We start from the raw sequence: 18,241 nt of genomic DNA on the forward strand, positions 1-18,241 counted from the left end.
CGCGCTCTGGCGGCGCTGCCTTCCGGCTTCCTGTGGGTTTTTTGGTTCGAGATCAGTCGAGAAAGTCTTCAGGGTCAGCCCGAGGCCAGTCGATCCGCCGTGCTAGTTCGCTATCGCGCTCCCACATCTCGTCGAACGCGCGATTGAGCGCCGTTTCTGCGGCCAGTTGGATTGCGATTTCCTCGCTAGACGCGTCACTGGGCCAGTCAGAGCCACCGCATCTGCCTCCATCCCTATATAGGGTCTTCACCGCATCCTCCACGCCATCCGCATCGAGAAAGGAGCTTGCACGAATGCGGCTTTCCACGTTCCGAGCCGACAGGAGCGCCTCATCGCTGCGCATTTTCAATCTGGCGAGCACTTCATCCGGCGAAGACATAAACGAGTTCTCAATGAGCCAGCTATGAAGGATGCGCCGGATCATTTCTGGTCGACTGGGAAGTTCCTCTTCCGAGCACTCGTGACGCGCTTCATCGAGCGCAGACCACAACTTGGGATGTATCCGAACGCCGATTAGTTCCCCTTTGCCGGTTGGAGCCGGCCCGCGCTTTTTTCGTGCTATCACAGTTTGCATTGCCTCTATTGTAAAACCGTGATAGCACAGTTTCGGGCCGATAGAAAGTTGCAGCTTTCGCATCGGCCCTAACCGAAACGACGATCGAAGGGATCATCGCATGGCTAATGCATCTGATATCACATCAGCGCCAGAAATTGACGACATCACCATTTCTCAAGGGAATATTATCGACATCCGGGATCGGCTAGCCGCTTCCGTTCGCAATCGCATCGATACCGCGACGAAAATCGAGGCCCTGTCTTTCGGGCCGATCCGCTTCGATACTTCCGGCATGCGGTTGACGCTCGAAGCTCAACTCTCCGCACTTACAGCCTAAGCCCGCATTTCCTGCCACAACGAGCCGCCTTCGGCGGAATTTGACATAGCTGCGAAGAGAAAAATCACATGAGCACTGTCGATATGTTGACCCCTTTCGACCGCGCTTCCGCTCTATGGGCGGAGCACGAAGCAAATCCTTGCGCCGCTGACGTGGAGCCCGGCGACCTTCTCGACATCACCACAGAACTTCAAATTGAGATCATGCGTGAGGCCGCTCGCGCGCCTGCGAAGAACGCCGCTGATCTTGCAGCCAAGAAAAAGATTGCCGACCATGTCGATCGCGTCCTGGCAGGCTTCGAAGACGACAGCGGCGATCCGCTCACCGCCGGCCTTCGCAGGTCCATTTCCGCCGATCTCATGCGCCTCGGTCGCGTCGTGCTCTTCGAGCAAGAGCCCGTCGCCGCTTAGATCGTCATCTCAATTCGCAATATCGAGGCCGGGTGAAGCCCGGCCTTTTCTTTGTCAGCTATATGCTGCGAAGCGCGATCCCGGCTCTATGTGCGAGCAACTGGCACGCGAGCCAGATGTATTTCGGGATAGGACGCCTCCCAGCTTCGTATTCAATGAGGCTCTGCCTTGCGACCCCAAGCGCCTTGGCCGCCCTGTTTTGCGATAGATCGAGGCTGTTACGCCATGCAATCAGATCGCCGGCCTTGAAGTCGTGATCGTGGCGCGGTGTCACCGCTTGGCTCTGGCTTTTCACGATGCCGCCCCGGCGCTGTGATGCTGAAGGCGACCCATTTCGACGCTGACGGCATCGCGTAAGGCGCTTAGCTCCCGTTCGATGGTCGGGCGCATGCTTCCACGTCTTGCCCCGAACGGCATTGCTAATCGCGTCGCCGCCAACACTGAACATGCGAGCGATGTCCCGATATCGCATGACCTCTGCGATGGCGCGGATCGACTTGATGCCCTCCAACGTCAGCTTCGGGCCGCGAGCCACAGTGCCGTGCGCGACGGCGTCGGATGCGTTTCCTTCCGGGGTCTTCCACGACAAGTGCTTCGGATTGATGCAGCCTAGATGGCCGTTCCCGCATGAGTGCGCCGCTTGGTGCTCCGGCGTGGGGCGCGTGCCGTGAGCGCGCTGACAAACGATCACGTGCCCGTAGGCGTGTTTCTCGCCGACACGAAGACGCGCGTAACCGGACGCATTTCGACCGTACGGAAACAGCACACAATCATCAGTGTCGAGTGTAAGGGCACGTTCGATAAAGGCCATAGCAGCGCCCGGAGGCGCAGGCCGTTTTCGAAATCGATAGGGATGATGAGCGTCTATCACCTTCGCCCGCCCGACCTTTCCGGAAGCGGGTTTACGGTTAAGCGGCACGGCGATTTTCACTCTGCAAGCCGTTGAACCATGTCAGCAGATCATCTTTCCTGAAGACGGTCTTCCTCCCAATCTTAGTCGGGCGAAGCCGACCGGCGTTGATCTCCATGTAGAGTTTGCTGCGGCAGATGTTGGCCCACCGAGCGGCTTCCGGCACGGTTAGCACGGCACGGTCGGAATAAGCGTCAAAGAAATTCAAGGGTCATCCCTCTCTGGACAAGGTTAATCATCAGAAGCGGGCCAGCGTCGCCCGTAGATCGCCTTGGAATAAAGGGTGATTTGCACCGAAAATGTCTACAGAAACAGAAATGCAACTTTCATCATAATTTCATTACTTGCCTATATTTAGGCCACAAGAAAGTCGGGTCGCCATCGTTGCACCGTGTGTCAACACCTTGATCGGGTGGCTGAATTCCAAGTTTGGGGCTTTAAGGCAAAAAAATTGCAACCCTTGGGAAATTTCAGTGGGGATTTATCGGGTCCATCACTCGCTATGGGCCGCCTTGCGCCGATGGTCAGCGAGTTGTGTCACGCTGCCGTCTTGCGGCAACAGCGGCACGACGGCCCGAGCCGCAAGCTCATCCAGCCCGTCAACGATCCACTTGGCGTAATGTTTCTCAATCATCGCGACGCTGGTATCATGCATGGCCGCGACTAGCCGGATCGGCAGGTTTGCCCGAATGCCGCGAACAATGCTCGAATAGCGTAGCGCGTAGGGGATCACGTTCGGCAGACCCGCCCTGTTCTTCAACGCGATCCATGGTCGGCGCAATTCGGCACCGTTAAGCCACGGTCCGCGCCCGGTGCGTTCCCATTTTGCCGGCCCAACCTGCTTTTGCCGCCAACGTTCGAGCAGCGGGGCGTCATTCGGACGCCCCGTAGAGGCAGGCAACAGCGCGTCGAGCACGTCGCTTCCAACGGGCACAGGCGTTGCGCCATTCTTGCCCCCACGTCCCTTGCGCGATACGGGGATCATGACCCGACCCTGGGCGCGCTGTACGTCGCCCACCTTTATCCGGACAACCTGCGAAAACCGTGCGCCCGTTGCCGCCAGTGAGACAATGAGCCGGAATAGGTCGCCTTCCCATCCATCTTCGGTATCGATTTCCCTTGCAGCCTTGAGCAGCCGTGAGATGTCGGCATCTGAGAGAATTTGGCCCTCGCGGACAGCTTCGCCATCGGCGACAGGATCGTCATGGTGAGCCGGCGCTGCGAAAGCATGCTTGATTGTTCCTGGCAGAGAAGCGGGCATCCTGGCGCGGTTCGCGTCGTAAGCTGCATTTAGTGCGGCCCGGAGATCGTTCATGAGCCGCCGCACGGTTGTTGCTTTCACGTCGGCAGGCAGGTTCGATCGCCACGTAGCTAGATCGCTGTCGCCTAGAGCATGGAGCGCCACGCCAGAGAGCGGCGAGGCAGGAATTGCGGCTTGCTTGCCTCGCTTCCCTTGGCCTAGCACATACCGGGATAGGCGTCTGTTCGCGTCAGAACGGCCCGCGCGCCCATTGCGCCCTTCGTCCCGCGCATCGCGCCGGGCAACGTAGGCCTCCATAGCCATTCGAACCGTGACGATCGGCCCCTCTGCTGCGGCCTTCGCGTCCGCCCGCGCCTTCTCGACATGCTCGCGTCCGGCCCTCTCGGCTTGCAGGTACGTTAGAAGGCCTTCGGCGGGCTTGTCGTTGATATCGTTCGCCGACCCAATGGGCGCTTGCTTGTAGTTCGCACCCGCCCCCCAATTTCGCCACCGAACAAACCACACGCCCGCCCGGACGCCCTTCCGGTAATAGAGGTGCGCCTCCGCATCGAGCCGCCGGGCATGCTCTCCCATGGGTAACCGCGACCTAGCCTTCGCTGTTGTGAGTTCGGCTTCTTTCAGAACCTTTGCCATTGCGCCTTTCCGGGAATACGTCGAATATTCATCGAATATAAAGCAGCGTACGGCAATGGACAAGCGTGCACGAATTCCCTCTAACCCATTGAGTATATTGGCGTCCACTGACGTTCGTTAATTGGATCGGGGCCCAATGATCACGCTCTCTCACGGCGGGAACAGGGGTTCGATTCCCCTTGGGCGTACCAAAGATTTTCAAGACCTTCGCGTGCTCGATCTCGAAAGCGGCAACAACGTTGCCCTTCGCAGCGCGTTTTTTCGCTTCCTATGTCAAATGAAATAGTCAGGGCTTTTCCACGCGAGTAAACCTTGCGGCAGAATGGCCCTTGGCCCGCTGCCGAACTCTGGTGGCGGGCCTTTTTTTGATGGGTCGAAAATCGAAAGTTTTTTGTCCCGCCACGCCAATCAACGGTTCTGGTAGTAGAAAATCCCGAAGTTCACCAGCAGCAGGGCCGCCAGCGCGGCCAGAAACCCGCGAAGCAACAGCCAGGCCTTCTGGCCTTTCGATCTCTCGCGGTTCTTTTTCGCGAATGTGACGGCAATCGCAACCCCAAAGGATATTCCGACGACTGCCGGGACGGACATGATTTGCATGCTAGGCTCCATTTCTGGAGCCGGGTTAGGAAAACACGGACGCCTGTTCAATCGCTCGATGTCTCTGTCCACATATCGCGCTCTACGTCGTTATCGGCTTCCAGTCGAAAGCCGGCATTTCTCGAAACGCAAAGGGCGCTGCAATCACGAGCGGCAGTCTCTCGAAAAATGGACGCCAACCGGCTGCAAATGATGAGCCCTATCCCTGCCCTTGTGCTGCCTCGCGCACCGTCTTGAGCAGGATGGAGAAGGCAGCCGAGGTTGCGGTGTCGGTGCGCATGGTCAGGCCGACCGGGCCTTTGGTTTCGCTGGTATCGATGGGAAGCGTCGTGAGCACGCCGGTCTTCAGGTCGTCGGCGAGGACCCCGGCGGAGATGATCCAGACGGCGTCGCTCTGGCGAACGAAGGCGCGGCCGAAGGAATCTGAGACGGTTTCGATCTCCGTCGGGATGGCGGCGATGCCATTGGTGATGAAGAAGCGCTCGACGAAGGGCCGGATGATGGAGCCGCGCGTCGGCATCAGCACCGGGTAGTCGCTGAGACGCTCGAAAACGTCCGCGCCGGCGCGCAGCAGGGGGTGCTTCGGCCGCACCGCGAAGACCACCTGCTCCGAATAAAGATGCTCGAAGAAGAAGCCTGTCATCTTGTCGGGCGCGGCCAGGCGGCCGACCACGAGATCGAGCTCGCCAAGACGCAACTGATCGAGCAGCACGGAATTCTCGCCGGTGACGATCTTGATCGTCGCGCCCGTCTTCTCCTTCAGGAACAGGCTCATGGCGCGCGGCATGATATGCGCCGAGACCGTCGGCAGCGCGCCGATGCGGATCGGCGGCCCGCCATCGGCGCCGGCATTGGAAACGGAATCGATGCCTTGCCTGAGTGCGGTGATCGCCATGCCTGCATGCTGCATGAAGATCTCGCCCGAGCGCGTGATCTTGATGCCGCGCCCGTCGCGTTCGAAGACGGCAACGCCGAGGGCCTGTTCCAGTTCTCGGATGGTCTTGGTGACGGCCGGCTGGCTGACATTGAGCAGCCCCGCCGCCTTGACCACGCTTTTCTGGCGCGCGACTTCAAGGAAGGTCTGGAGGTGACGAAACCTGACGCGGCTCTCGATCATGGATTTTCATAACCCCTGAGTTAAGAGAATGCCACAAAATATCATTTTACCAAACCAAACAACTAGGTCATTTTCCGAAGCGAGGAGCCAAGCCATTGCAATTCATCGAAATCGGCGGCGTTACGCTGCACTACCAGCTTATCGGCGGACCTGCGGACAAGCCGGTCATCGTCTTCGCCAATTCGCTTGGTACGGATTTCCGCATTTGGCGCGACGTCATCATCCGGTTTGCCGGCGATTTCCCGATCGTGACCTATGACAAGCGCGGCCACGGCCTGTCGGACGTGGGTGCTGCACCCTATTCGATCGACGATCATGTCGACGATCTTGCCGGGTTGCTCGATCATCTGAAGGTCAAGAATGCCATCATCTGCGGCCTTTCGGTGGGCGGGCTGATCGCGCAGGGGCTTTATGCGAAGCGTCCCGATCTCGTGCGGGCGCTGGCGCTTTGCGACACGGCGCACAAGATCGGCACCGCCGATAGTTGGAACACCCGCATTGCCACCGTCGAAAGCAAGGGCATCGAGGTTCTGGTCGAGCCGGTGATGAAGCTCTGGTTCACGCCGGCCTTCCACAAGGATCGCAAGGACGAACTGACCGGCTACAGCAACATGCTGATGCGCCAGCCCGCGGCCGGCTACACCGGAACCTGTGCGGCACTTCGCGACGCCGACTATACGCAAGCGGCGAAGGCAATCGCGGTGCCGACGCTCTGCGTCGTCGGCGATCAGGACGGCTCGACGCCGCCCGACCTCGTGCGCTCGATGGCCGATCTCATTCCAGGCAGCCGCTTCAAGATTATCCCCGGTGCCGGGCACATTCCTTGCGTCGAGCAGCCCGAAGCGCTGGTCGATCTCATTCGCGGCTTCATCGCCGATCTTCCATCCGGAGACTAAGACCATGCATCAACCGGCTCAGGACTCGGCCAGGTATCGCGAAGGGCTCGCCGTCAGGCGGTCCGTGCTCGGCGATGCCCATGTCGATCGTGCCTCGAAGGCCTCGACCGATTTCGACCAGCCGTTCCAGCAGTTGATAACGGAAGCGGCCTGGGGCACCGTCTGGGCACGACCGGGCTGGAGCAAGCGCGAGCGCTCGATGGTGACGCTGGCGCTGCTGGCAGCCCTCGGCCATGACGAGGAGGTTGCCATGCATGTGCGCGCCACCGCCAATACCGGCGCCACGCGCGAGGATATCTGCGAAGCCTTCCTGCATGTCGCGATCTATGCCGGCGTGCCGGCGGCAAACCGCGCCATCAAGATCGCCAAGGAAGTGTTTGCCGAAATGGACGCGCAGGGCGATAACGCAAAATGACTGCCGATCCACTGTCGAACCGCAAGCCGGAAACCGGCGCCTTCTTCCAGCGCGACCGCGCCTGGCATCCGGCGGCTTTCACGCCGAGCTACAAGACTTCCGTGCTGCGCTCGCCGCAGAAGGCGCTGCTGTCGCTCGACAACACGCTGTCGGAAATCACCGGGCCGGTGTTCGGCCATGATATCCTCGGCGAACTCGACAACGACCTGATCCATAATTTCGCCAGGCCCGGCGAGAGCGCCATCGGCCCGCGCATCGTCGTCTATGGCCGGGTGCTGGACGAGCGGGGCAAGGGCGTGCCCGGCGCACTGCTCGAATTCTGGCAGGCCAATGCCGGCGGCCGCTATCGCCACAAGAAGGAAGGCTATGTCGCCGCCCTCGACCCGAATTTCGGCGGCTGCGGCCGCACTATCACCGACGAGGACGGCGCTTATGCTTTCCGCACCATTCAGCCAGGCCCTTATCCCTGGCCGAACGGCCCCAACGACTGGCGCCCGGCGCATATCCATTTCTCGGTGTTCGGCCATGGCTTTGCGCAGCGGCTTATCACGCAGATGTATTTCGAGGGCGATCCGATGATCTGGCAGTGCCCGATCGTGAAGACCATTCCCGATCGGGCGGCGGTGGAAACGCTGATCGCAGCACTCGACATGCAGGCGACGATCCCGATGGATGCACGCGCCTACAAGTTCGACGTCGTGCTGCGCGGGCGGCGCTCGTCGTTGTTCGAAAACAGGCTGGAGGGCAATTGATGGCGCAGTCACTCGATCGCCTCAGGGAAAGCGCCTCGCAGACCGCCGGGCCTTACGTGCATATCGGCCTGACGCCGAATTTTTGCGGCATCGGCGGTGTCTACGACAACGATCTCGGCATCTCGATGGTCAACGACAAGACCAAAGGCGAGCGCATCAGCGTGCGCATGCGGGTGCTCGACGGCACCGGCACGCCGCTGAAGGATGCACTGGTCGAAATCTGGCAGGCCGACAGCGATGGGCTCTACAATTCGCCCTCGGAAATGCGGGGTGCTGCCGATCCGAATTTCGTCGGCTGGGGCCGCAAGGCGACCGACATGGACACGGGCGAATGCGTGTTCGAAACGGTCAAGCCGGGCCGGGTGCCGTTCAAGGACGGCAGGCTGATGGCGCCGCATATCACCGTGTGGATCGTGGCCCGCGGCATCAATATCGGGCTCCACACGCGCATGTATTTTCCCGACGAGGAAAAGGCCAATGCGGAAGATCCGGTGCTGGCCCGCATCGAACACCGCGTGCGCGTGCCGACACTGATTGCAGTCCGGCAAGCGGACGGTTCTTACGTCTTCGACATCCATCTCCAGGGGGAGAAAGAAACGGTCTTCTTCGATATCTGAATCATGACCGTATCGCCCTTCGATCACCCCTTCCTGTCCGGTCTGCTCGGCGACGAGGAGACCGCGCGGCATTTTTCGGCTGAGGCCGAGATCGCGGCGATGCTCGATTTCGAGCGGGCGCTGGCCGAGGCCGAAGCGGGCGAGGGGATTATTGGTGCGGAAGCGGCGGCGGCAATCGTGGCCGCACTCGGTGCGTTCAAGCCGGATATGGCAGCGCTGAAGGCAGGCGCCGCGCGCGACGGTGTTGTGGTGCCGGAATTGGTGCGCCAGCTTCGCGAGGCTGTCGGCAAGCCGCATGACAAAGCCGTGCATTTCGGCGCGACAAGCCAGGATGTCATCGATACCGGGCTGATCCTGCGGCTGAAGCCGGTGATCGAGCATTTCGACCGGCAGCTTGCGGGGCTGGTCGATGCGTTTGCAGCGCTTGAAGATCGTTTCGGTGTACGATCCTTGATGGGCAAGACCCGAATGCAGGCGGCGATCGAAATATCGGTCGCGGATCGGGTTCGTTCGTGGCGGGAGCCGTTGGTGCGGCATCGCGAGCGACTGGCGCAGCAGAAACAGGATTTGCTCGTCGTCCAATTCGGTGGCGCGGCCGGCACGCTGGAGAAATTCGGCGACAAGGCGCTATCCCTGCGCAAGGCGCTGGCGGCAAAACTCGGACTCACTGATGCGCCGCAATGGCACAGCCAGCGGGATCGGCTGGCAGATTTTGCGGGCTGGCTGTCGCTGGTGTCTGGTAGCCTCGGCAAGTTCGGGCAGGATGTGGCGCTGATGGCGCAGGCCGGCGGCGAGATCGCGCTCAAGGGTGGCGGCGGTTCGTCGGCCATGCCGCACAAGCTGAACCCGGTGGCGGCGGAGGTGCTGGTGTCGCTGGCGCGGTTCAATGCGACCCAGCTTTCGGGAATGCATCAGGCGCTGGTTCATGAGCAGGAGCGCTCGGGCTCGGCCTGGACGCTGGAATGGCTGATCCTGCCGCAGATGGTGGCTGCGACGGCTGCCTCGCTGCGGCTCGGCGGCGAGCTTGTGGGACAGATCGAGAGCTTGGGGACGTAGGGCGGGACCGGGCTCAGGCGGTTGTACCCCCACCCTAACTCCTCCCCACAAGGGGGACGGAAATTGTAGCGGTTGCCGACAGGCGAAGATTCGTGACGGCAGTCCAGCAAAGTTCCCCTCCCCCTTGTGGGGAGGGGTTAGGGGGTGGGGGTAGCCTTCGACCGACTGGATGCAGTGAATAAAGAAGGAAAAGAATGCGCACGCAGGTCGTCATCATCGGCTCCGGTCCGTCCGGCCTTCTGCTTGGGCAGCTTCTGGCCGGCATAGGCGTCGAGAACGTCATTCTCGAACGTGTCGACCGCGACTATGTGCTGGGGCGCGTGCGTGCCGGCGTGCTGGAGCAGGGGACTGTCGATCTTCTCGACGAGGCTGGCGCGGGTGCCCGGATGCATGCCGAGGGTCTGCCGCATGACGGCATCTCACTTGCCTTCGACAACCGCCTGCACCGCATCGATCTGGCCGCACTGACCGGCGGCAAGCGCGTGACGGTCTATGGCCAGACCGAGGTGACCCACGATTTGATGGACAAGCGCGCCGCTGGCGGGCTGCTCACGGTCTACGACGCCAAGAATGTGATGCCGCAGGACTTCGATACGGCGTTTCCGTTTGTCACCTATGAGAAGGACGGCGTCACCCACCGCATCGATTGCGATTTCATTGCCGGCTGTGACGGGTTTCACGGCGTCAGCCGCAAGTCGGTGCCGCAGGATGCGCTGAAGCTGTTCGAGCGCGCCTATCCGTTCGGCTGGCTCGGCATTCTCGCCGAAGTGCCGCCGGCCGATCACGAGTTGATCTATGCCAACCATCCGCGCGGCTTCGCGCTGTGTTCGATGCGGTCCGAGCATCGCAGCCGCTACTATGTGCAGTGCCCGATCGACGACAAGGTCGAGAACTGGAGCGACGAGCGTTTCTGGGACGAGCTGCGCCTGCGGCTGCCGAAGGAAGCTGCCGAAAAAGTCACGGTCGGGCCGTCCTTCGAAAAGTCGATCGCGCCGCTGCGCTCCTTCGTCGCCGAGCCGATGCAGTTTGGCCGGCTGTCGCTGGTGGGCGATGCTGCCCACATCGTGCCGCCGACCGGCGCCAAGGGGCTGAACCTCGCGGCAAGCGACGTGCGCTATCTGTTTTCGGGGTTGCGGGAGTTCTATCTCGACAGATCGTCGGCAGGCATGGACGCCTACTCTGGCAAGGCGCTTTCGCGGGTGTGGAAGGCGGTGCGCTTTTCCTGGTGGATGACGACGATGCTGCATCGCTTCCCCGACACGGACGCCTTCGGACAGCGCATTCAGGAGGCCGAGCTGGATTATCTCGTGCATTCCCAGGCGGCCGCTACGTCACTTGCCGAGAACTATGTCGGGCTGCCTTATTAGACGCGGCCATGACGTAGGGATGTATATCCCAGTGATTATGCATTGCTCGTTTCTTTTCATTTTACATTACCGTTTCGAGCATGACATTTGCGATGGTGGGTTTGGTATGGCTCGGTGGGAGGAGCCGCTGTGATCTGGTGGAGGAAAACATGAAAAAGCTTCTCTTGGCCGCGACTGCGGCACTCGCTCTTTGCGGGTCGGCCTATGCCGACACGATCAAGGTTGGCGTCGTTGGCCCGTTCTCGGGGCCGTTCGCCATTCAGGGCAAGAATTTCAAGGCTGGCATCGACGCCTGGATGGCGCTGAACGGCAGCAAGGTCGGCGACGACGACATCGAGATCGTCTATCGCGATGTGCCGCAGGCCGATCCGGCGCAGTCCAAGGCGCTGGCGCAGGAACTGGTGGTCAAGGAAGGCGTGCAGTATCTCGCCGGCTTCTACTTCACGCCGGACGCCATGGCGGTGACGCCGCTGCTCGAGCAGGCAAACGTGCCGCTGGTGGTCATGAATGCCGCGACCTCGGCGATCGTCACCAAGAGCCCGCTGGTCGTGCGCACCTCGTTCACAACATGGCAGACCTCCGTGCCGATGGCCAAGGTCGCCAAGGAGCGCGGCGTCAAGAAGGTGATCACCGTGGTCAGCGACTACGGTCCGGGCGTCGATTCGGAAAACGCCTTCGTTACGACGTTCAAGGCCGAGGGCGGGGAGATCGCCGAGTCGGTGCGCATGCCGCTGTCGACCAATGATTTCAGCCCGATCATGCAGCGCGTGAAGGATTCCGGCGCGGACGCCGTCTTCGCCTTCCTGCCGTCCGGCCCGACGACGCTCGGCTTCGTCAAGGCCTACAATGACAACGGCCTGAAGAACGCCGGCATAACCCTGCTCGCGCCGGGCGACCTGACGCAGGAGTCCGACCTGCCGGCACTTGGTGCTTCCGCAGAAGGCATGCTCACCACCTTCCATTACGCGATCTCGCACGACTCGGCCGAGAACAAGAAGTTCGTCGAAGCCGCCCACAAGGCTATCGGCAACCCGGCGGAACTGTCGTTCCCCTCGGTCGGCGCCTATGACGGCATGCATGTCATCTACAAGATGATCGAGGCGACCGGCGGCAAGCAGGATGCGCAGAAGGCCGTCGATGCGGTGAAGGGGATGGCGTGGGAAAGCCCGCGCGGCCCGGTTTCGATCGACGCCGAAAGCCGCCACATGACGCAGAACATCTATCTGCGCGAGGTCACCAAGGCCGAGGACGGCACCTATTACAACAAGGAAATCGCGACTTTCGAGAAGCAGCCTGATCCGGGTCTGGCTCACGTAAAGTAGGCGAAGCCGTCTAGGAAACGCGCCCGGTGGCCGAAAGCCGGCTTCCGGGCGATTGTTGGATCAAGCGATGCAGACTGTTTTCAGTGTTGGGGTGGACGCGCTTGCCTATGGCATGGTGCTGTTCGTCATCTCGATCGGACTGTCGGTGACCATGGGCCTGATGCGCGTGGTCAATCTCGCCCATGGTGCGTTCGCCATGATCGGCGGTTATATCGCCTCCTATGCGGCGCGCGACCTTGGCCTCGCCTACGGCTTTGCCATTCTGATCGCGGTTGCCGGCACGATCATCATCGCCATTCCGATCGAGCGGTTTCTCTACCGCCGCATCTACGGCGCGCCGGAATTGACGCAGGTGCTGATGACCATAGGCATCACCTTCTGCGTCATCGGCATCGCCAATTATGTCTTCGGGCCGACGCTGAAGACCATTCCGCTGCCCGAAACCTTGCGCGGGCCGGTCGATCTCGGCTTCCGCTCGATTGCCGCGCACAAGCTGTTCGCCATCGCCTGCGGCGTCGTGGTCGCGGGCGCGCTCTGGTACCTGATCGAGAAGACGTCCTTCGGCGTGAAGCTACGGGCTTCCGTCGACAATGCGGCGATGGCCGCATCGCTCGGCGTGCGCACCAAGATCGTCTATGCCGTCAGCTTCGCCGTTGCGGTCGGGCTGGCAGCCTTCGGCGGCATCGTCGGGGCGGAACTGCTGCCGATCGAGCCATACTACGCCCTGCGCTACATGGTGACGTTCCTCGTCGTCGTCTCGGTCGGCGGGGCAGGGTCCATTCCCGGCGCGCTGCTTGCCTGCCTCGTGCTCGGCGCCATCGACACGACGGGGCGCTATCTGGTGCCGGAATATGGCGAGTTCTTCTTCTATCTCGCGGTGATCGCGATCGTCTGCGTCTTCCCGCGCGGCCTTCTGGGCAGGAACAAATAGATGGCGGCGATCGAAAACACGGCTGCTGCCAGGCCCGAAACGGTGCGCCCGAACTGGCTGCTGCGTGATCTGACCGGCCTTGCCATCATCCTCATCGTTGCCGCGATCGGCTATTTTCTCTTCCCGAATAATCTCGCGCTGCTGACGCGCATACTCGGCATCGCCCTTCTGGTCCTGTCGCTCGATCTCGTCACCGGATATTGCGGTGTGGCGACGCTCGGCCATGCCGCACTCTTCGGCGCGGGCGCTTATGCGTCGGGCATTGTCGCCGTGCATTTCGGTATCACCGACCCGATCGCCATGGTCGGTGTGGGCGCCATTGGCGGGGCTCTAGCCGGGCTTGTTTCCGGGGCGATCATCCTGCGCGGGCATGGGCTGGCGCAGCTGGTGCTTTCCATCGCCGTGATCCACCTGTTCCACGAGGCGGCGAACAAGGCGTCGAGCTATACCGGCGGCAGCGACGGCCTTGCCGGCATTGCGCCCGATCCGGTGTTCGGCCTGTTCGGCTTCGACCTCTGGGGCCGCACGGCCTATGGCTTCGGCGTGGCGCTGCTGGTCATCGTCTTCATCCTGCTGCGCTTTCTGGTGCGCTCGCCCTTCGGCATGCTGTGCCGCGGCATCAAGGAAGACCCGATCCGCGTGAGCGCCATGGGCGCTTCGGTGCAGGGCACGCTGATCAAGATGTATGTCATTTCCGGTGCGGTCGCCGGCGTTGGCGGCGCGCTGAACGCCATCTCCACGCAGGTCGTCGGGCTGGACAGTCTGAGTTTCACCACTTCGGCAGAGGCGCTGGTCATGCTGGTGCTGGGCGGCACCGGCTCGCTCTATGGCGCGCTGATCGGCACGGTCACATTCATGTGGTTCGAGGATTTCGTCTCGGCGGCAAATCCGTTCCACTGGCTGACAATCGTCGGCGCGCTGCTGATCGCGGTGGTGCTGTTCGCGCCGAAGGGCCTCTACGGCACGGCTGCCCAGCTTCTGGATCGCTACAGGGGGCGTTCATGAGCGCGGTCTTCCAGGTCGAAAAACTGTGCAAGTCCTTCGGCGGGCTTGCCGTTACACAGGATGTGTCGATCTCGATGCAGCCGGGCGATCGTGTGGCGCTGATCGGGCCGAACGGCGCGGGCAAGACGACCTTCGTCAATCTGGTCACCGGGCATCTGGAGCCTGATGCCGGCAAGGTGATGCTCGGCGGCGAGGACGTCACCGCCCAGGGCCCGACGCGCCGCGTGCGGCAGGGGCTGGTGCGATCGTTCCAGGTGACGCGGCTGTTCTCGGAGATGACGCCGGAGGAGCATATTGCCATTGCGATCCTGCAGCGCACCGGGCGCTCGGGCCGCGTCTTCGGCAATTTTCATGCGATGCCTGACGTGATGAAGGAGACCGATGCGCTGCTCGCCACGCTCGGGCTCGACCATATCGCAACCCGCAAGGTCAGCGAGATCGCTTATGGCCAGCAGCGCCTGCTGGAAATCGCGCTGGCGCTGGCGCTCAAGCCGAAAGTGCTGCTGCTCGACGAGCCGGCGGCAGGCGTGCCGCAGAGCGATACCCCGCGCATCGAGGCGGCTCTTGCCGGATTGCCGTCGGACCTCGCCGTGCTGATGATCGAGCACGACATGGATCTCGTTTTTCGCTTCGCCAAGCGCGTCATCGTGCTCGCGGCCGGCGCCATTATCTTCGACGGCTCGCCGCAGGACGTGACCAGGGATGCGCGCGTGCGCGAGGCCTATCTCGGAAACTATGCCAATGCCAGCCACGCTGCTTGAAGTCACCGATCTCAGCGCCGGCTACGGGCCGACGCGTGTGCTGGAGGGCGTCAGCTTCTCCGTGCCGGCCGGCTCGCGCCTTGCCGTACTCGGCCGCAACGGCATGGGCAAGACGACGCTGCTCGCCACCATCGCCGGCCAGACCAAGCGCTATGGCGGCGCGATCCGCATGGGCGGCACCGAGCTGACGAGCCTCGAAAGCTCATCGCGCGCCCGAAGCGGCCTCGGCTATGTGCCGCAGGCGCGCTGCATTTTTCCGTCGCTGACGGTCGAGGAAAACCTGTTCGTCGGCCTGAAGGACCGCGACCGCTCGGCGATTTCGGAAGCCTATGAGATGTTCCCACGCCTGGCCGAGCGCCGGAAAAATCTCGGCTCGCAGCTTTCCGGCGGCGAGCAGCAGATGCTGACCACCGCGCGCAGCATTCTCGGCAAGCCGACCGTCCTCCTGCTGGACGAGCCGCTGGAAGGGCTGGCGCCGGTCATTTGCGAAGAGCTGATGGCTGCGTTCTCGAAGCTCGCTTCGGGCGGCGAGATGACGGTGGTTCTGGTCGAACAGCGCATTCAAAGCGCGCTGGATTTTGCTGATCGCGCGATCATCCTGGAGCGCGGGCGTGTGGCGTGGGCGGGAACGCCGGCGGAGCTTGCGGCGCAGCCGGAGGTGGTTGAGAGGCTGCTGGGGGTTGGCGGGCTGCATTGATGCAGATCGTGTAGGGAGCCGCTTCGTATCTCGCTATGCAACGTCGAGAGAATTGAAGAACCCCTCTCCGTCTCGGGCTTAGCCCGAGCCACCTCTCCCCCGCTTCGCAGGGGCGAGGAACCGGCACTCGCCGAGGTCGCGGCTCTCTCAGGACTTGGGTTCCTCGCCCCCATGAAATGGGGGAGAGGTGGTTTGCGAAGCAAATCGGAGAGGGGGTCTTCTGCAGCCCAAACCTATCCATTATTACACGAAAAAATCCTCGATGCGCGCCGCAGTTTCCTGCAACAGCGGCAGGAACTTCCGTTCCATTTCCGCCACCGAATAACGCGCCGACTGCGTCGAGACGTTGATCGCCGCGACGATGGCGCCGGAGCGGTCGCGCAGGGGGACCGCGACCGAGCGCAGGCCGATCTCGAGTTCCTCGTCGACGACGGCGTAACCGTCCTGCTTCACCCCGGCGATGATCGCGGCGAGTTGCTTCTTGTCGGTGACGGTCTTTTCCGTCTTGGGCGTGAGTTTCGCCCTGTCGAGAAATGCGGTCAGTTCTTCTGGCTTCAGACCGGATAGAAGGACGCGGCCCATGCCGGTGCAATAGGCCGGAAGATGCGCGCCGACGTGAAGCTCAAGGCTGACGATGCGCGGGCCCTGGACGCGGGCGACATAGACGACGTCCTCGCCCGACAGGATCGTCGCCGAGCAGGATTCCTGCAACGCCGTCGCCGTCTGCCGCATGAAGGGCTCGGCAAAACCCCACAGCGATGTGCCCTGCAGCCAGGTGCGCGCCACCGAAAGCAGGCGCGGCGACAGCGCGAACTGGCGGCCGGTCTGCGTGGCATAGCCGGTAGCCGTCAGCGTCAGCAGGAAGCGCCTTGCCCCGGCGCGGGTCAGCCCTGCCTTTTCGGCCATCTCCGTCAGCGTCAGCCCGGCCGGGTGCGCGGCAAGAATCTCCATCACGCCGAGGCCGCGTTCCAGCGAGCCGACGTGATCGCGGGCGGTCTCTTCATCGCGCATTGGCGTGGTTCCCGAAGTGGGGCTTCCGGCCAGGGAGCCGGATTGACTTTTCATCATGGTTCATTCACAAAGTATCGCATGTAAAACAAATGTTCGCAATACGAACTTTTTGATTGGTGCTGGCGAGATGCGAACGAGGCGGTAGCGGCGGTTTCCGGCTGCGGTTGTCGCCACTGCCAGTCACGATGGGTGAGGATCGACGATGAGCAAAATCAGTCCAAGCGTGGAGGAGGCGGTCTCCCACATAAGGGACGGCATGGTGGTGATGATTGGCGGGTTCGGTGGCGCTGGCGCGCCGATCGAGCTCATCCACGCGCTGGTCGAGCGCTACAAGAAGACCGGGTCACCGGGCCGGCTTACTGTCGTCAACAACAATGCCGGCAACGGCGCGGTCGGCATCGCGGCGATGATCTATGCGGGCATGGTCGCCAAGATGGTCTGCTCGTTCCCGCGCTCATCCGATCCCAAGGCTTTCACTGAAAAATATCTCGCCGGCGAAATCGAGCTTGAGCTGGTGCCGCAGGGAACGCTGGCCGAGCGCATCCGCGCCGGCGGTGCGGGCATCCCCGCCTTCTACACGCCGACGAGCTTCGGCACGCTGGTCGCGGAAGGAAAGCCGGTCGGCGAATTCGACGGCAGGAAATACGTTCAGGAGCGCTGGCTCAAGGCGGACGTGGCCCTGATCAAGGCCGAACTCGCCGACCGCAAGGGCAACCTCACCTATCATATGGCGGCGCGGAATTTTTCGCCGCTGATGGCGACGGCGGCGGCAGTCACCATCGTGCAGGCAAGCCGGATCGTGGAGCCGGGCGGGATCGATCCCGAACATGTGGTGACCCCGGGCATATTCGTGAACCGGATCGTGGAAGTGCCGAACCCGAAGCAGGAAGAAGCTCTGTTGCGCGAGGTGACCAAGTGATGACCGCCAAACTGACGAATGCGCAGATCGCATGGCGCGCCGCGCAGGACATTCCCAACGATGCCTATGTGAACCTCGGCATCGGCTTTCCCGAGATGGTCGCCAAGTTCAAGCCCAAGGGCCGCGAGGTCATCTATCACACCGAGAATGGCATCCTCGATTTCGGCGAGGCACCGCCCGCCGGCGAGGAGGACTGGGACCTGATCAACGCCGGCAAGAAGGCGGTCACCCTCAATCCGGGCGCTGCTTTCTTCCACCACGCCGACAGCTTTGCCATGGTGCGCGGCGGCCATCTGGATGTCGCCATTCTGGGTGCCTATGAGGTTGCCGAAAACGGCGATCTGGCGAACTGGAGCACGGGCCCGGGCTCGGTGCCGGCAGTGGGCGGGGCGATGGACCTTGTGCATGGCGCCAAGCGGGTTTGCGTCATCACCGACCACACGACGAAGGACGGTAAGCCCAAGTTGCTCAAGCAGTGCCGGCTTCCCCTGACCGGCGTCGGCTGCGTGACGACGGTCTATACCAGCCTTGCCGTGGTCGACATCGTGAATGCTCGCTTCGTTCTTCGGGAAAAACTGCCGAGCATCAGCCTGGACGAATTGCAGGCCTTGACCGAAGCCACGCTGGTGGTCGAAGGCACCGTCAAAGATCTTGTTGTTCCGGAGGTTTGA

General features: G+C 62.1%; 22 protein-coding genes. 15 read left to right on the forward strand and 7 right to left on the reverse strand.

Annotated features, from left to right (window positions below; genetic code table 11):
• Positions 1-52 precede the first annotated feature (52 nt).
• Positions 53-637 carry a hypothetical protein gene (locus tag DZG07_RS05265; RefSeq protein WP_119920252.1) on the reverse strand — a complete coding sequence of 195 codons (585 nt, stop codon included), beginning with the start codon at positions 635-637 and terminating at the stop codon, positions 53-55.
• A gap of 37 nt (positions 638-674) precedes the next feature.
• Between DZG07_RS05265 and DZG07_RS05270 the strand changes: the two genes are divergently transcribed.
• Both DZG07_RS05270 and DZG07_RS05275 read left to right on the forward strand, forming a co-directional pair.
• Entirely contained in the window at positions 675-893 is a 219-nt protein-coding gene (locus DZG07_RS05270) for a hypothetical protein (RefSeq protein WP_119814883.1), read from the forward strand.
• Positions 894-961: 68 nt separating this feature from the next.
• Positions 962-1,303, forward strand: a complete 342-nt coding sequence (locus tag DZG07_RS05275) for a hypothetical protein (RefSeq protein WP_119814885.1) — start codon at positions 962-964, stop codon at positions 1,301-1,303.
• Positions 1,304-1,361: 58 nt separating this feature from the next.
• Here DZG07_RS05275 and DZG07_RS05280 read toward each other — a convergent pair whose 3' ends face one another.
• The 5 genes from DZG07_RS05280 to pcaQ all read right to left on the reverse strand — a co-directional run bounded on the left by DZG07_RS05280 (position 1,362) and on the right by pcaQ (position 5,821).
• On the reverse strand, positions 1,362-2,114 hold the full coding sequence (locus tag DZG07_RS05280) for a helix-turn-helix transcriptional regulator (protein WP_119814887.1): 753 nt from the start codon (positions 2,112-2,114) through the stop codon (positions 1,362-1,364).
• Positions 2,115-2,211: 97 nt separating this feature from the next.
• Entirely contained in the window at positions 2,212-2,421 is a 210-nt protein-coding gene (locus DZG07_RS05285) for a helix-turn-helix domain-containing protein (protein WP_119814889.1), read from the reverse strand.
• Positions 2,422-2,706: 285 nt separating this feature from the next.
• The gene (locus tag DZG07_RS05290) at positions 2,707-4,107 is read right to left on the reverse strand and encodes an integrase (RefSeq protein WP_119814891.1); all 1,401 of its coding nucleotides are present in this window, start codon (positions 4,105-4,107) and stop codon (positions 2,707-2,709) included.
• Positions 4,108-4,515: 408 nt separating this feature from the next.
• The gene (locus tag DZG07_RS05295) at positions 4,516-4,704 is read right to left on the reverse strand and encodes a hypothetical protein (RefSeq protein WP_119814893.1); all 189 of its coding nucleotides are present in this window, start codon (positions 4,702-4,704) and stop codon (positions 4,516-4,518) included.
• A gap of 199 nt (positions 4,705-4,903) precedes the next feature.
• Complete coding sequence (gene pcaQ, locus DZG07_RS05300; RefSeq protein WP_119814895.1) at positions 4,904-5,821, reverse strand: pca operon transcription factor PcaQ; 918 nt, start codon at positions 5,819-5,821, stop codon at positions 4,904-4,906.
• Between the two features lie 95 nt (positions 5,822-5,916).
• Here pcaQ and pcaD point away from each other — a divergent pair, with 95 nt between their 5' ends.
• The 11 genes from pcaD to DZG07_RS05355 all read left to right on the forward strand — a co-directional run bounded on the left by pcaD (position 5,917) and on the right by DZG07_RS05355 (position 15,640).
• Complete coding sequence (gene pcaD / locus DZG07_RS05305) at positions 5,917-6,717, forward strand: 3-oxoadipate enol-lactonase (protein ID WP_119814898.1); 801 nt, start codon at positions 5,917-5,919, stop codon at positions 6,715-6,717.
• A gap of 4 nt (positions 6,718-6,721) precedes the next feature.
• Positions 6,722-7,132 carry a 4-carboxymuconolactone decarboxylase gene (pcaC, locus tag DZG07_RS05310; RefSeq protein WP_091909578.1) on the forward strand — a complete coding sequence of 137 codons (411 nt, stop codon included), beginning with the start codon at positions 6,722-6,724 and terminating at the stop codon, positions 7,130-7,132.
• Complete coding sequence (gene pcaH, locus DZG07_RS05315; protein WP_119814900.1) at positions 7,129-7,884, forward strand: protocatechuate 3,4-dioxygenase subunit beta; 756 nt, start codon at positions 7,129-7,131, stop codon at positions 7,882-7,884. Before pcaC ends, pcaH begins: the two co-directional genes overlap by 4 nt.
• The gene (gene pcaG / locus DZG07_RS05320; protein WP_119814903.1) at positions 7,884-8,501 is read left to right on the forward strand and encodes a protocatechuate 3,4-dioxygenase subunit alpha; all 618 of its coding nucleotides are present in this window, start codon (positions 7,884-7,886) and stop codon (positions 8,499-8,501) included. Before pcaH ends, pcaG begins: the two co-directional genes overlap by 1 nt.
• Positions 8,502-8,504: 3 nt before the next feature.
• Entirely contained in the window at positions 8,505-9,557 is a 1,053-nt protein-coding gene (locus DZG07_RS05325) for a 3-carboxy-cis,cis-muconate cycloisomerase (protein ID WP_119814906.1), read from the forward strand.
• Positions 9,558-9,751: 194 nt separating this feature from the next.
• Complete coding sequence (gene pobA, locus DZG07_RS05330; protein ID WP_119814909.1) at positions 9,752-10,924, forward strand: 4-hydroxybenzoate 3-monooxygenase; 1,173 nt, start codon at positions 9,752-9,754, stop codon at positions 10,922-10,924.
• 149 nt (positions 10,925-11,073) lie between these two features.
• Positions 11,074-12,246, forward strand: coding sequence for an ABC transporter substrate-binding protein (locus DZG07_RS05335; protein WP_119821426.1), 1,173 nt, complete (start codon positions 11,074-11,076; stop codon positions 12,244-12,246).
• A 67-nt stretch (positions 12,247-12,313) separates the two neighbouring features.
• A complete protein-coding gene (locus DZG07_RS05340) occupies positions 12,314-13,177 on the forward strand; it encodes a branched-chain amino acid ABC transporter permease (protein ID WP_091910283.1) in 864 nt (287 codons plus the stop codon).
• Positions 13,178-14,182: a branched-chain amino acid ABC transporter permease gene (locus DZG07_RS05345; protein ID WP_119814912.1), complete on the forward strand. Its 1,005-nt coding sequence runs from the start codon at positions 13,178-13,180 to the stop codon at positions 14,180-14,182.
• Complete coding sequence (locus DZG07_RS05350; protein WP_119814915.1) at positions 14,179-14,943, forward strand: ABC transporter ATP-binding protein; 765 nt, start codon at positions 14,179-14,181, stop codon at positions 14,941-14,943. The genes DZG07_RS05345 and DZG07_RS05350 overlap by 4 nt, the downstream gene beginning before the upstream one ends.
• Positions 14,924-15,640, forward strand: a complete 717-nt coding sequence (locus tag DZG07_RS05355; protein ID WP_119814918.1) for an ABC transporter ATP-binding protein — start codon at positions 14,924-14,926, stop codon at positions 15,638-15,640. The genes DZG07_RS05350 and DZG07_RS05355 overlap by 20 nt, the downstream gene beginning before the upstream one ends.
• Positions 15,641-15,883: 243 nt before the next feature.
• On the opposite strand, the gene DZG07_RS05360 is transcribed toward DZG07_RS05355, so the two are convergent.
• Positions 15,884-16,651 carry an IclR family transcriptional regulator C-terminal domain-containing protein gene (locus DZG07_RS05360; protein WP_119814921.1) on the reverse strand — a complete coding sequence of 256 codons (768 nt, stop codon included), beginning with the start codon at positions 16,649-16,651 and terminating at the stop codon, positions 15,884-15,886.
• A 202-nt stretch (positions 16,652-16,853) separates the two neighbouring features.
• Between DZG07_RS05360 and DZG07_RS05365 the strand changes: the two genes are divergently transcribed.
• A complete protein-coding gene (locus DZG07_RS05365; RefSeq protein ID WP_119814924.1) occupies positions 16,854-17,570 on the forward strand; it encodes a 3-oxoacid CoA-transferase subunit A in 717 nt (238 codons plus the stop codon).
• Entirely contained in the window at positions 17,570-18,241 is a 672-nt protein-coding gene (locus tag DZG07_RS05370; RefSeq protein WP_091909607.1) for a 3-oxoacid CoA-transferase subunit B, read from the forward strand. The genes DZG07_RS05365 and DZG07_RS05370 overlap by 1 nt, the downstream gene beginning before the upstream one ends.

Source organism: Mesorhizobium sp. DCY119, from assembly GCF_003590645.1.
GTDB lineage: Bacteria > Pseudomonadota > Alphaproteobacteria > Rhizobiales > Rhizobiaceae > Mesorhizobium_M.